Annotated in this window: 11 protein-coding genes; 8 read left to right on the top strand and 3 right to left on the bottom strand. The window is 59.3% G+C overall.

The window, feature by feature from the left end:
• Positions 1 to 396: 396 nt before the first annotated feature.
• The gene (gene clpA, locus D8U82_RS24490; protein WP_016775266.1) at positions 397 to 2,667 is read right to left on the bottom strand and encodes an ATP-dependent Clp protease ATP-binding subunit ClpA; all 2,271 of its coding nucleotides are present in this window, start codon (positions 2,665 to 2,667) and stop codon (positions 397 to 399) included.
• Between the two features lie 30 nt (positions 2,668 to 2,697).
• Positions 2,698 to 3,081: an ATP-dependent Clp protease adapter ClpS gene (gene clpS, locus D8U82_RS24485; protein WP_011334948.1), complete on the bottom strand. Its 384-nt coding sequence runs from the start codon at positions 3,079 to 3,081 to the stop codon at positions 2,698 to 2,700.
• Between the two features lie 224 nt (positions 3,082 to 3,305).
• Here clpS and D8U82_RS24480 point away from each other — a divergent pair, with 224 nt between their 5' ends.
• Entirely contained in the window at positions 3,306 to 3,587 is a 282-nt protein-coding gene (locus D8U82_RS24480) for a cold shock domain-containing protein (RefSeq protein ID WP_071172897.1), read from the top strand.
• A 77-nt stretch (positions 3,588 to 3,664) separates the two neighbouring features.
• Here the strand turns inward: D8U82_RS24480 and icd are convergent, their stop codons facing one another.
• The gene (gene icd, locus D8U82_RS24475) at positions 3,665 to 4,921 is read right to left on the bottom strand and encodes an NADP-dependent isocitrate dehydrogenase (protein WP_024013414.1); all 1,257 of its coding nucleotides are present in this window, start codon (positions 4,919 to 4,921) and stop codon (positions 3,665 to 3,667) included.
• A gap of 481 nt (positions 4,922 to 5,402) precedes the next feature.
• On the opposite strand from icd, the gene D8U82_RS24470 reads away from it, so the two are divergent.
• From D8U82_RS24470 to D8U82_RS24440, 7 genes are all read left to right on the top strand, one after another.
• Complete coding sequence (locus D8U82_RS24470; protein WP_071172899.1) at positions 5,403 to 7,628, top strand: NADP-dependent isocitrate dehydrogenase; 2,226 nt, start codon at positions 5,403 to 5,405, stop codon at positions 7,626 to 7,628.
• A 189-nt stretch (positions 7,629 to 7,817) separates the two neighbouring features.
• The gene (locus D8U82_RS24465) at positions 7,818 to 8,264 is read left to right on the top strand and encodes an NUDIX hydrolase (RefSeq protein WP_016775271.1); all 447 of its coding nucleotides are present in this window, start codon (positions 7,818 to 7,820) and stop codon (positions 8,262 to 8,264) included.
• A 59-nt stretch (positions 8,265 to 8,323) separates the two neighbouring features.
• Positions 8,324 to 9,448 carry a tRNA 2-thiouridine(34) synthase MnmA gene (gene mnmA / locus D8U82_RS24460; protein WP_003223826.1) on the top strand — a complete coding sequence of 375 codons (1,125 nt, stop codon included), beginning with the start codon at positions 8,324 to 8,326 and terminating at the stop codon, positions 9,446 to 9,448.
• Complete coding sequence (hflD, locus tag D8U82_RS24455) at positions 9,445 to 10,068, top strand: high frequency lysogenization protein HflD (protein ID WP_039763308.1); 624 nt, start codon at positions 9,445 to 9,447, stop codon at positions 10,066 to 10,068. The genes mnmA and hflD overlap by 4 nt, the downstream gene beginning before the upstream one ends.
• Positions 10,069 to 10,194: 126 nt before the next feature.
• Positions 10,195 to 11,565, top strand: a complete 1,371-nt coding sequence (purB, locus tag D8U82_RS24450) for an adenylosuccinate lyase (protein WP_003223822.1) — start codon at positions 10,195 to 10,197, stop codon at positions 11,563 to 11,565.
• Between the two features lie 86 nt (positions 11,566 to 11,651).
• Positions 11,652 to 12,821, top strand: a complete 1,170-nt coding sequence (locus D8U82_RS24445) for a cupin domain-containing protein (RefSeq protein ID WP_016775274.1) — start codon at positions 11,652 to 11,654, stop codon at positions 12,819 to 12,821.
• Positions 12,814 to 13,239: a GNAT family N-acetyltransferase gene (locus D8U82_RS24440; protein ID WP_130888674.1), complete on the top strand. Its 426-nt coding sequence runs from the start codon at positions 12,814 to 12,816 to the stop codon at positions 13,237 to 13,239. Before D8U82_RS24445 ends, D8U82_RS24440 begins: the two co-directional genes overlap by 8 nt.
• Positions 13,240 to 13,402: the final 163 nt, after the last annotated feature.

Here is a 13,402-nt window from a genome sequence, read left to right as displayed (position 1 = left end):
GCGGCGAAGCCGCCCCACTCAACAATGAGCGCAAGCTCGAGTGCTTTTGATCTTGCTGTTGATCCACCGGCGACGTCGGAAGGCTGAGTGGAGGGATTGATCCGGGGGTGGGAGCGCAGCGACCGTCTGGCGCAGCCAGACACAGCGGAAGGAGGTGCAGCGAAGCAAACCGTAGCCGCTGCGCCCGGATCGATCCCGCAGCGAAGGAACCCGAGCCTGCGAGGGCCGAACGTAGGAGCAAGCGTTTTGGGTTACCTTTTTGGCGTTTGAAAAAGGTGACTCGCCGTAAGGGCGAAACCTTAATAAGCCATCACCGCAGCAACGGATATACATCCAAAGCCCAAAAACACCGGACAACAAAAAGGCGCCCGAAGGCGCCCTCTTGATCCACAGCCGTCAGGCCATTTCTGCAGTGGTCTCGAAGTCGAACGTCAACTCCCCATCCTTGATGTCGATGTGCACCACACCGCCATGCTCGGCCAGTTCGCCAAACAGAATCTCCTCCGCCAGCGGACGCTTGATCTTGTCCTGGATCAGACGCGCCATCGGACGCGCACCCATCGCCGAGTCATAACCACCCGCCGCCAGCCAACTACGCGCAGCATCAGTAACCTCAAGCAACACACGCTTGTCTTCCAGCTGCGCCTGAAGCTCGGTGAGGAACTTGTCCACCACACTCTTGATGACCTCATGGCTGAGGCGACCAAACTGGATAATGGTGTCCAGACGGTTACGGAATTCCGGCGTGAAGCTCTTCTTGATCACTTCCATCGCATCGGACGAGTGGTCCTGATGGGTGAAACCGATCGAAGCCCGCGCGGCCGTCTCGGCACCGGCGTTGGTAGTCATGATCACGATTACGTTGCGGAAATCCGCCTTGCGCCCGTTGTTGTCGGTCAGCGTGCCGTGGTCCATGACCTGCAACAGCAGGTTGAAGACTTCCGGATGCGCCTTCTCGATTTCATCAAGGAGCAATACGCAATGTGGCTGCTTGGTAATGGCTTCGGTCAACAGACCGCCCTGGTCGAAACCGACATAGCCTGGAGGCGCACCGATCAGACGCGATACGGTGTGCCGCTCCATGTATTCGGACATGTCGAAACGCACCAGTTCAATGCCCAGGGCCTTGGCCAGTTGTCGCGCGGCCTCGGTTTTACCGACACCGGTAGGCCCGGCAAACAGGAACGAACCCACCGGCTTGTCCGGCGACTTGAGCCCGGCACGGGACAGCTTGATCGCAGTCGACAGCGAATCGATCGCCGCGTCCTGACCAAACACCGTCAGCTTCAGGTCACGCTCCAGGTTACGCAGCAGCTCCTTGTCGGAACTGGTCACGTGCTTTGGCGGAATCCGCGCGATTTTCGCGACGATGTCCTCGACCTGTGGCACTTCGATACGCTTGACGCGCATTTCTACAGGTTGCAGACGCTGGTAGGCGCCCGCCTCGTCGATTACGTCGATGGCCTTGTCCGGCATGTGCCGGTCATTGATGTAGCGCGACGCCAGTTCGGCAGCGGCACGCAACGACTCATCGCTGTATTCGATATTGTGATGCTGCTCGAAACGTCCTTTCAGGCCACGCAGGATGCCAATAGTGTCTTCCACCGATGGCTCGACGACATCGACCTTCTGGAAGCGACGCGCCAAGGCACGATCCTTCTCGAAGATGCCGCGAAATTCCTGGAACGTGGTCGAACCGATGCAGCGAATGTCGCCAGACGACAGCAGCGGCTTGAGCAGATTGGACGCATCCATCACGCCACCGGACGCAGCACCCGCACCGATGATGGTGTGGATCTCGTCGATAAACAGAATCGCCTGCGGACGCTTTTTCAGCTCATTGAGCAGCGCCTTGAAGCGCTTCTCGAAATCACCGCGATACTTGGTACCCGCAAGCAGAGCGCCGAGGTCGAGCGAATAAACCACCGCATTGGCCAGCAGATCCGGCACTTGGTTGTCGACGATGCGCTTGGCCAGGCCTTCGGCAATCGCGGTCTTACCCACGCCTGCCTCGCCCACCAGCAGCGGATTGTTCTTGCGCCGGCGCGCAAGAATCTGCGCGACACGCTCGACTTCCGACTCACGACCAACCAACGGATCAATGCGACCCTGGCGCGCGAGTTCGTTGAGGTTGCTGGCATAAGCATCCAGAGGATTGCCTGAAGAAGAAGACTCACCGCCCTCGTCGTCCTGCATATCTTGTTCACCTTCAGAGTGATCGCCGTGCCCCGGTACTTTGGAAATGCCGTGGGCGATGTAGTTGACGACATCGATGCGCGCCACGCTCTGCTGTTTCAGCAGGAACACGGCCTGACTCTCTTGCTCACTGAAGATGGCGACCAGCACGTTGGCGCCGGTCACTTCGCGTTTGCCCGAGCTCTGTACGTGAAAAACAGCACGCTGCAGGACACGCTGGAAGCCCAGGGTTGGCTGGGTTTCGCGATCCTCGTCATGCACGGGGATCAATGGCGTGGTGGAGTCGATGAACTCCTGCAGATCATGCTTGAGTTTGTCGAGGTTTGCGCCGCAGGCACGCAAAACGGTGGCGGCAGCCTCATTATCCAATAGGGCCAGCAGGAGATGTTCGACGGTCATGAACTCATGACGCTTCGAACGAGCCTCCTTGAAGGCAAGATTGAGGGTGACTTCGAGCTCGCGGTTTAACATAGCTTCACCTCATACCCAAGTGGTCGGCGATTAACCGTCCTTCTCGATTTCACAGAGTAGCGGATGCTGGCTTTCCCTGGCGTACTGGTTGACCTGCATGGCCTTTGTCTCGGCGATGTCGCGGGTAAACACTCCACATACTGCTCGTCCTTCTGTATGGACGGCCAGCATGACCTTGGTCGCCAGCTCGCGATTCAGGTTAAAAAACACCTCGAGCACTTCGACGACGAAATCCATCGGTGTGTAGTCATCGTTGAACAAAACCACCTTGTACATCGGCGGCGCCTGTAACGCGGGCTTTGCTTCCTGAACAGCAACGCCTGCCGAATCGTCGTCGTGCTCCTGTGGAAGATCCTTTTGGAGAAGCGGGCGATCCTGATTGAATGTTAGTCGAATCTGGCTGATTGCATGCATGGAAAAAAAGGTTCGTCAGTTGTGCGAATACAGTGGTGGGGGCGGTTGCACACGTTTTCAACTACGACTGCCCGGTCACCTTGACTATCGGGAAAACGGTGTTACAACCAATAGAGCCCACAGTGGGTAAAAAAGATCCGCGGAGTCAATTCTTTTATCGAATTCGATTGCGGATGTCGTGGATGATACTCCAGCGATGGAGTCTGTTGCAGAGGGATTTGAGCATGGCTGTCGGCAAGGTGAAATGGTTCAACAATGCCAAGGGATTCGGCTTTATCAATACCGACGCCCGGGAAGGTCGCGATGAGGATGGCAAGGACATTGATTTCTTTGCCCACTACTCCGCCATTGAAATGGAAGGGTACAAGACCCTGAAAGCGGGTCAGGCGGTGAACTTCGAGATCGTTCAAGGCCCTAAAGGCTTGCATGCCGTGAAGATAACTTCGGTCGAAGCAGCGCCCACGCCAAGCTCGATTGCCAAGGAAAAACAAACGGCAACCAGTTGAAGCCTCAAAACATTCGGTCATAAAAAACCGCCTGGCTCAACCCATCGAGTCAGGCGGTTTTTGCGTGCCTGCAACTTTTACATATGCGAAATCAACGCATCCCCGAACCCGGAAGACGACACCAGCTTCGCGCCATCCATCAAGCGCTCGAAATCATAAGTAACAGTCTTGGCGCCGATCGCACCGTTGGTTCCCTTGATGATCAGGTCCGCCGCTTCCGTCCAGCCCATATGACGCAGCATCATCTCGGCCGAGAGAATCAGCGAGCCCGGGTTGACCTGGTCCTTGCCGGCATATTTCGGCGCGGTACCGTGGGTCGCTTCGAACATCGCCACGGTGTCGGACAGGTTGGCGCCCGGCGCAATACCGATACCACCCACTTCCGCCGCCAGCGCGTCGGACAGGTAGTCACCGTTGAGGTTAAGCGTAGCGATCACATCGTATTCGGCCGGGCGCAGCAGGATCTGCTGGAGCATGGCGTCCGCGATGGCGTCCTTGACCACAACATTCTTGCCGGTTTTCGGATTCTTGAACTGCATCCACGGACCGCCGTCGAGCAGGGTCGCACCGAACTCTTCGGCCGCCACTTCGTAGGCCCATTCCTTGAAGGCACCTTCGGTGAACTTCATGATGTTGCCTTTGTGCACGATGGTCAGCGAATCGCGGTCATTGTCGACCACATATTGCAGAGCCTTGCGCGCCAGACGTTTGGTGCCTTCGCGCGATACCGGCTTGACGCCGATGCCGCAGTTTTCGTCGAAACGGATCTTGGTGACGCCCATTTCTTCTTTAAGGAATTTGATGACCTTGGTGGCTTCCGGCGAACCGGCCTTCCATTCGATACCGGCGTAAATGTCTTCGGAGTTCTCGCGGAAGATGGTCATGTCGACATCGCCGGGCTTTTTCACCGGGCTCGGCACGCCTTCGAACCAGCGCACCGGGCGCAGGCAGACGTACAGGTCGAGTTGCTGACGCAGGGCCACGTTCAGCGAGCGGATGCCGCCACCGACCGGAGTGGTCAGCGGGCCTTTGATAGAGACCACGTAATCCTTGACCGCGTCGAGGGTTTCCTGCGGCAGCCAGGTGTCCTGGTCATAAACCTGAGTGGCCTTTTCGCCGGCGTAGACTTCCATCCAGGAAATCTTGCGCTTGCCGCCGTAGGCCTTTTCAACAGCAGCATCGACAACCTTGATCATCACCGGACTGATGTCGACACCAATACCGTCACCTTCGATGAAGGGGATGATCGGGTTATCAGGAACATTGAGAGAATGGTCTGCATTGACAGTGATTTTGTCACCGACGGCTGGAACCTGAATCTTCTTGTAACCCATGCTGAACTCCATTGTTTGGATTGAACACCTGGCTTGCTTCGAGCGTAACCCAGTTGAATCAACACGCAAACCCTATGTTCCTGCGCCGCGCACATCTCGTTTCGTACAAGCCTGAAAGCAAAGGGAAAAGCGCCAAACTCCAGCATTCGTAACGAGTCTTTGCCCGGTCGCGCCCTGCGACCTTTAGACCAATGGACGAGAATCGTTGCATATGAACCATCGGCAGATTGCCAGCTACCTATGTATAATGCCGCCCGCTGACCACAGGGTCACGACGGCTGGCCTCTCTAGCACGAGACTTTCCGCCTGATTGGTCGGGTTGTTACCGCAGCCTGACTGCTTGACGCTCTACTGATGCACCCAACATCACCGCGAAGAATCTCGACATTCGGTTCATGGATGACTTTGAACGAACGCGCTTACCCGGCGCCCCTCGAGTTTCTGCGCACGCTTTAGCAAAGAAGAGAGAGTTAATCCGAATATGCCCACCCGCTCGAAGATCATCTATACCTTCACCGACGAAGCTCCTGCCCTCGCCACCTATTCCCTGCTGCCGATCATCGAGGCTTACACCGCCTCGGCCGATATCGCCGTGGAAACCCGCGATATCTCTCTTGCAGCGCGCATCCTGGCAAGCTTCCCCGAGCAACTGGGCGACAAAGCCGTAGCCGACCACCTCGCCGAACTGGGCGACCTGGCCGTTACGCCTGAAGCCAACATCATCAAGCTGCCGAACATCAGTGCTTCGGTGCCACAGCTGCAAGCCGCGATCAAAGAGCTGCAGGCGCAGGGCTACAACCTGCCGGACTACCCGGAAACCGTGACCAGCGACGCCGACAAAGACGCCAAGGCGCGTTACGACAAGGTCAAGGGCAGCGCCGTGAACCCGGTTCTGCGTGAAGGCAACTCCGACCGCCGCGCTCCGCTGTCGGTGAAGAACTACGCGCGCAAGCACCCGCACAAGATGGGCGCCTGGGCCAAGGACTCCAAGTCCCACGTCGCACACATGAGCACCGGCGATTTCTACGGCAGCGAAAAAGCTGTCCTGATCGACGCCGCTGACGCTGTGAAGATCGAACTGATCGCCAAGGACGGTGCTGCCACCGTTCTGAAAGAAAAAACCACCGTTCAGGCTGGCGAGATCCTCGACTGCGCCGTGATGAGCAAAAACGCCCTGCGTGCGTTCATCGCTGCCGAGATCGAAAGCGCCAAGGCCCAGGGCGTGCTGCTCTCGGTTCACTTGAAAGCGACCATGATGAAGGTCTCCGACCCGATCATGTTCGGCCAGATCGTTGCCGAGTTCTATAAAGACGCACTGACCAAGCACGCTGACGTGCTGAACCAGATCGGCTTCAACCTGAACAACGGCATCGGCGATCTGTACGCACGCATCAAGGCCCTGCCGGCCGAGCAGCAAGCGCAGATCGAAGCCGATATCGCAGCGGTCTACGCCGTTCGTCCGTCGCTGGCGATGGTCAACTCCGACAAAGGCATCACCAACCTGCACGTACCGAGCGACGTCATCGTTGACGCCTCGATGCCAGCGATGATCCGTGACTCCGGCAAGATGTGGGGCACCGACGGTCAGCTGCACGACACCAAGGCTGTGATCCCGGATCGTTGCTACGCGACCATCTACCAGGCTGTGATCGAAGATTGCAAAGCCAACGGCGCTTTCGATCCGACCACCATGGGCAGCGTGCCGAACGTCGGCCTGATGGCGAAGAAAGCCGAAGAGTACGGCTCCCACGACAAGACCTTCCAGATCAAGGCTGACGGCGTTGTTCGCGTCACCGACAGCAAAGGCAAGCTGCTGATGGAACAGGCTGTCGAAGCCGGCGACATCTTCCGCATGTGCCAGACCAAAGACGCGCCGATCCAGGACTGGGTCAAACTGGCCGTCAACCGTGCCCGCGCGAGCAGCACGCCGGCGATCTTCTGGCTCGACCCGATGCGCGCTCACGATGGCGTGGTGATCGAGAAGGTTCAGGCCTACCTGAAGGATCACGACACCAGCGGTCTGGACATCCAGATCATGGCGCCGGTCGACGCGATGAAGTACACCCTGCAGCGCACCCGCGAAGGCAAGGACACCATTTCGGTGACCGGCAACGTACTGCGCGACTACCTGACCGACCTGTTCCCGATCATGGAACTGGGCACCAGCGCCAAGATGCTGTCGATCGTACCGCTGATGAATGGCGGTGGTCTGTTCGAAACCGGCGCCGGCGGTTCGGCGCCGAAGCACGTGCAGCAACTGGTTGAAGAAAACTTCCTGCGCTGGGATTCGCTGGGTGAGTTCCTTGCCCTCGCCGCTTCCCTTGAGCACCTGGGTGTGAACTACAACAACCCGAAAGCACTGGTGCTGTCGAAAACCCTGGACCAGGCCACCGGTCAGTTCCTCGACAACAACAAGTCGCCATCGCGCAAAGTCGGCAACATCGACAACCGCGGCAGCCACTTCTACCTGGCGATGTACTGGGCTCAGGCCCTGGCCGCCCAGACTGAAGACGCTGCACTGCAAGCGCAGTTCGCGACTCTGGCCAAAACCCTGACCGAGAACGAAGCAACCATCGTTGCCGAACTCAACGCCGTGCAGGGCAAGCCAGTCGACATCGGCGGTTACTACCACGCCGACGCCGAGTTGATCAGCAAGGCCATGCGCCCAAGCGCAACCTTCAACGCGGCGATTGCTGCGCTGGTTTAAGGTTGTAATGCGGTAAACAAACCCCGGCCGAGTGCCGGGGTTTGTGTTTCTACTGACAACATAAATCCCTTGTGGGAGCGAGCCTGCTCGCGAATGCGGTTTATCATTCAGCACCTTCGTTGACTGACCCACCGCTTTCGCGAGCAGGCTCGCTCCCACAGTTGACCGCGCTACCGTCGAGGAAATCTTATGGAATGGCTCCCCCACATCACCGTCGCCACCATCGTCGAGGACAACGGCCGCTTCCTGATGGTCGAAGAGCACAAGGGCGGGCGCAATGTGCTCAACCAGCCCGCCGGTCATCTCGACCCGGATGAAACCCTGATCGACGCGGCGATTCGCGAAACCCTCGAAGAAACCGGCTGGGACGTCGAACCCACCGGCGTGATCGGCATTTATCTGTATACCGCACCGAGCAACGGCGTGACTTACCAGCGCATATGCTTCAGCGCCAAAGCCGTGCAGCATCACCCGGATTACCAACTCGACGACGGCATTGTCGGCGCCAAGTGGCTGACCCGCGACGAATTAATCGCCCAGCGCGACAACTGGCGCAGTGAACTGATCATCCGTTGCATCGACGATTATCTGGCCGGTCATCACTTCAGCCTCGAACTGATCCGCCCTTCTCTTTAGCCTTGCGGCCGTGAGCCTGATAGAATCGCGCCCTTTTCCAAGACACTCATTGAATCCCTATGCGTGATCCAGCCCCTTCTGACACATCCAAGAAGCGCGTCATTGTCGGCATGTCCGGCGGCGTGGACTCTTCCGTTTCCGCCCTTCTGCTGATCGAGCAGGGTTATGAAGTGGAAGGCCTGTTCATGAAGAACTGGGAAGAAGACGACGGAACGGAATACTGCACCGCCATGGACGACCTGGCGGATGCTCAGGCTGTCTGCGACAAGATCGGCATCAAGCTGCACACCGCCAACTTTGCCGCCGAGTACTGGGACAACGTGTTCGAACACTTCCTCGCCGAATACAAGGCGGGGCGCACGCCGAACCCGGACATCCTGTGCAACCGCGAGATCAAGTTCAAAGCGTTTCTCGACTACGCGATGATGCTCGGCGCCGACCTGATCGCCACTGGTCACTACGTGCGCCGCCGCGACATCGATGGCCGCACCGAACTGCTCAAGGGCCTCGATCCGAACAAGGATCAGAGCTACTTCCTGCACGCCGTTGGTGGCGAACAGATCGCCAAGACCCTGTTCCCGGTCGGCGAACTGGAAAAGCCTGAAGTCCGCGCGATTGCCGAGAAATACGAACTGGCCACCGCCAAGAAGAAGGATTCCACCGGGATCTGCTTCATCGGCGAGCGCCGTTTCAGCGATTTCCTCAAGCAGTACCTGCCGGCACAACCGGGTGAGATCAAGACCACCGAAGGCGAAGTCATCGGCCGTCACCACGGCTTGATGTACCACACCATCGGCCAGCGTCAGGGCCTCGGCATCGGCGGCTTGAAGGATGCCGGCGATGAGCCGTGGTATGTGCTGCGCAAGGATCTCGACACCAACGAACTGATCGTCGGCCAGGGCAACAACCATCCGTGGCTGTTCTCCAGCGCCCTGCTTGCTTCGGAAATCTACTGGGTCAATCCGATCGATCTGAGCCAGCCGCTGCGCCTGACGGCGAAAGTGCGCTATCGCCAGAGCGATCAGGCCTGCACTCTGGAAAAAACCGCCAGCGGCTACCGCGCCGTGTTTGACGAACCGCAACGCGCGGTGACGCCGGGCCAGTCGGTGGTTTTCTATGACGGTGAAATCTGCCTCGGCGGCGGCGTGATCGAAGTGGCCGAGCCGTGGAGCGGCCAGGCATGAGCCCGACTCAGGAACAACTGACAGCGCTGGGCGGTGTGTTTCTCGCCGCCGTGCTGGTCGATCGCATCGCCAAGACTGGCCAGACCAACGAGGCCGGCCTGAGTTGCATGCTCGGCAGCCTGCTGGTCCGCGACCCAAAAGATACGCTGGATGTATACGGCGGCGACGACATCAATCTGCGCGAGGGTTACCGCGCATTGATCGGCGCGCTGGAGCGCGATCCGAGCACCTTGCAGCGCGAGCCGTTGCGCTACGCGCTGTCGATGCTCGGTCTGGAGCGGCAACTGGCCAAGCGTGACGACATGCTTGAGACGATTGCCAAACGCCTGCCGCAGATTCAGTCGCAGGTGGAGCATTTTGGCCCTGCGCACGAAAACGTCGTCGCCGCTTGCGGTGCGTTGTATCAGGACACGTTAAGCACCCTGCGCCAGCGCATTCAGGTGCACGGCGACATGCGCAACCTGCAGCAGCCGAGCAATGCCTCGAAGATCCGCGCCCTGCTCCTCGCGGGTATCCGCTCGGCGCGCCTGTGGCGTCAGCTCGGTGGCCATCGCTGGCAGTTGGTGATCAGCCGTCGCAAGCTGCTTAAAGAGCTTTATCCGTTGATGCGCAGCGAGTAAACGCCGCGTCACGAAGGCTTTGTAGTCTGTAACGCGTAATACGCCGGTCAGTTGGCGACGGACCGGCGGATTTTTTCATGTATGATACGCGCCCCATTTCGTTGCCCGACTGTCCGAGAACACCCCATGCAGCTCTCTTCGCTCACTGCGGTTTCCCCTGTTGACGGCCGCTACGCCGGCAAAACCCAGGCCCTGCGCCCGATTTTCAGCGAGTACGGCCTGATCCGTGCACGCGTACTGGTTGAAGTGCGCTGGCTCCAGCGCCTGGCCGCCCACGCTGGCATCCCTGAAGTGCCAGCCTTCTCCGCCGAGGCCAACGCCGTTCTCAACGAACTGGCTGAAAACTTCTCGCTGGAGCACGCCGAGCGCGTCAAAGAGATCGAGCGCACCACCAACCACGACGTCAAAGCCATCGAATACCTGCTCAAAGAGCAGGCGGCCAAGCTGCCGGAGCTGGCCAAGGTCAGCGAATTCATCCACTTTGCCTGCACCAGCGAAGACATCAACAACCTGTCCCACGCCCTGATGCTGCGCGAAGGCCGTGACGACGTGATGCTGCCGCTGATGCGCCAGACCGCCAACGCCATCCGCGAACTGGCCATCCGTTTCGCCGACGTGCCGATGCTGTCGCGCACCCACGGTCAGCCGGCTTCGCCGACCACTCTGGGTAAAGAGCTGGCCAACGTGGTTTACCGTCTCGAGCGTCAGATCGCTCAGGTCGCTGCCGTGCCGCTGCTGGGCAAGATCAACGGCGCCGTCGGCAACTACAACGCGCACCTGTCGGCCTACCCGCAGATCGACTGGGAAGCCAATGCCCGCGCCTTCATCGAAGACGAGCTGGGCCTGGGCTTCAACCCGTACACCACGCAGATCGAACCGCACGACTACATCGCCGAGCTGTTCGACGCCATTGCGCGCTTCAACACCATCCTGATCGACTTCGACCGCGACATCTGGGGCTACATTTCCCTGGGTTATTTCAAGCAGCGCACCATCGCTGGCGAAATCGGTTCGTCGACCATGCCGCACAAGGTCAACCCGATCGACTTCGAAAACTCCGAAGGCAACCTGGGTATCGCCAACGCACTGTTCCAGCACCTGGCGAGCAAGCTGCCGATTTCCCGCTGGCAGCGCGACCTGACCGACTCCACCGTCCTGCGCAACCTCGGTGTCGGCTTCGCTCACAGCGTGATCGCTTACGAAGCCAGCCTCAAAGGCATCAGCAAACTTGAGCTCAACGAGCAGAAAATTGCCGCCGACCTCGATGCTTGCTGGGAAGTATTGGCTGAGCCGATCCAGACCGTGATGCGTCGCTACAACATCGAAAACCCGTACGAAAAGCTGAAAGAACTGACCCGTGGCAAGGGCATCAGCCCTGAAGCGTTGCAGACTTTCATCGATGGCCTGGACATGCCAGCCGAAGCCAAAGCCGAGCTCAAGCAACTGACCCCGGCCAACTACATCGGCAACGCAGTGGCACAAGCCAAACGCATCTGATCGTCCGTTTGCCCCGCTTGAGACGCCCGGCCGCGCCGGGCGTTTTTATTCCCGTCTGAAAAGTGCTTTTTTTCAATAGGTTACATATGAATTCCGATATTCCTCTTCAACTTCTGGGCGGCCTCACAGCACGCGAATTCCTGCGTGACTACTGGCAGAAAAAACCGCTGCTGATCCGTCAGGCGATTCCTGACTTCGAAAGCCCGATCGACGCCGACGAACTGGCCGGCCTGGCCCTGGAAGAAGAAGTCGAATCGCGCCTGGTGATCGAGCACGGCGAGCGCCCATGGGAACTGCGTCGCGGCCCGTTTGCCGAAGACGAGTTCAGCAAATTGCCAGAAAAAGAGTGGACGCTGCTGGTGCAGGCGGTTGACCAGTTCGTGCCGGAAGTCAGCGAACTGCTGGAAAACTTCCGCTTCCTGCCGAGCTGGCGCGTCGACGACGTGATGATCAGCTTTGCCGCACCGGGTGGCAGCGTCGGCCCGCATTTCGACAATTACGATGTTTTCCTGCTGCAGGGCCACGGCAAGCGCAACTGGAAAATCGGCCAGATGTGCGATTCCGAGAGCCCGCTGCTGCAACACGCCGACCTGCGCATCCTCGCTGAATTCCACGAAACCGAAGAATGGGTGCTGGAACCGGGCGACATGCTCTACCTGCCGCCGCGCCTGGCCCATTGCGGTGTCGCGGTCGACAACTGCATGACCTACTCGGTCGGCTTCCGCGCGCCGAGCGCCGCTGAAGTGCTGACCCACTTCACCGACTTCCTCAGCCAGTTCCTGACCGACGAAGAGCGCTACACCGATGCCGACGCCAAGCCGGCGGTCGATCCGCACCAGATTCAACACGATGCGCTGGATCGCCTGAAAAGCCTGCTCGCCGAGCACATGAGCGACGAGCGTCTGCTGCTGACCTGGTTCGGCCAGTACATGACCGAGCCGCGCTACCCGGAACTGGTGGTCGGCCCGGAAGACGTCGAAGAAGAAGACTTCCTCGCCGCCCTGCAGGATGGCGCCGTGCTGATCCGCAACCCGAGCGCGCGCCTGGCCTGGTCGGAAGTCGACGACGATCTCCTGCTGTTCGCCAGTGGCCAGAGCCGCTACCTGCCGGGCAAGCTGCGCGAACTGCTGAAGCTGATCTGCGCCGCTGACGCCCTGCATGCCGATAACCTCGGCGAGTGGCTGAGCGACGAAGACGGCCGCAGCCTGCTCTGCGAACTGGTCAAGCAAGGAAGCCTGGGGTTCGCCGATGAATAAAATTCGCGTTCGTGTCGCAGACTGGCAGAAGGATATCGCCGAGATCCGGCGCATTCGTGAAACGGTGTTCGTCGCCGAACAATCGGTGCCACCCGAGCTTGAGTGGGACGCCGATGACGCGACCGCCGTGCATTTTCTGGCGTTCGAAGGCGACTTCCCGATCGGCACGGCGCGGCTGTTGCCCGACGGGCACATCGGCCGCGTTTCAGTACTCAAAGACTGGCGCGGAATGAAGGTCGGTGATGCGCTGATGCAAGCGGTCATCGCCGAAGCTGAAGCGCGCGGTTTGAAGCAGCAGAAGCTCAGCGCTCAGGTGCAAGCCACGGCGTTCTACGAGCGCCTGGGTTTCAGCCTGGTCAGCGAGGAATTCCTCGAAGCCGGGATTCCGCATGTCGACATGGTTCGGCATTCGGCCTGATTCCGAGACCTCCAGATCCCTGTGGCGAGGGGATTTATCCCCGCTGGGGTGCGAAGCAGCCCCAAATGCAGCAAACTCGGTGAGTCAGTTAAATCGAGCGCGCTGGGTCGGCGACTGCTGCGCAGCCGAGCGGGGATAAATCCCCTCACCACAAAAGGCCGCA

The sequence above is a fragment of the Pseudomonas sp. Sample_23 genome, assembly GCF_004307595.1.
GTDB classification, from domain to species: Bacteria; Pseudomonadota; Gammaproteobacteria; order Pseudomonadales; family Pseudomonadaceae; genus Aquipseudomonas; species Aquipseudomonas atacamensis.
Note: the sequence above shows the minus strand (reverse complement) of the source record. Positions and strands in the feature narration are given on the sequence as shown.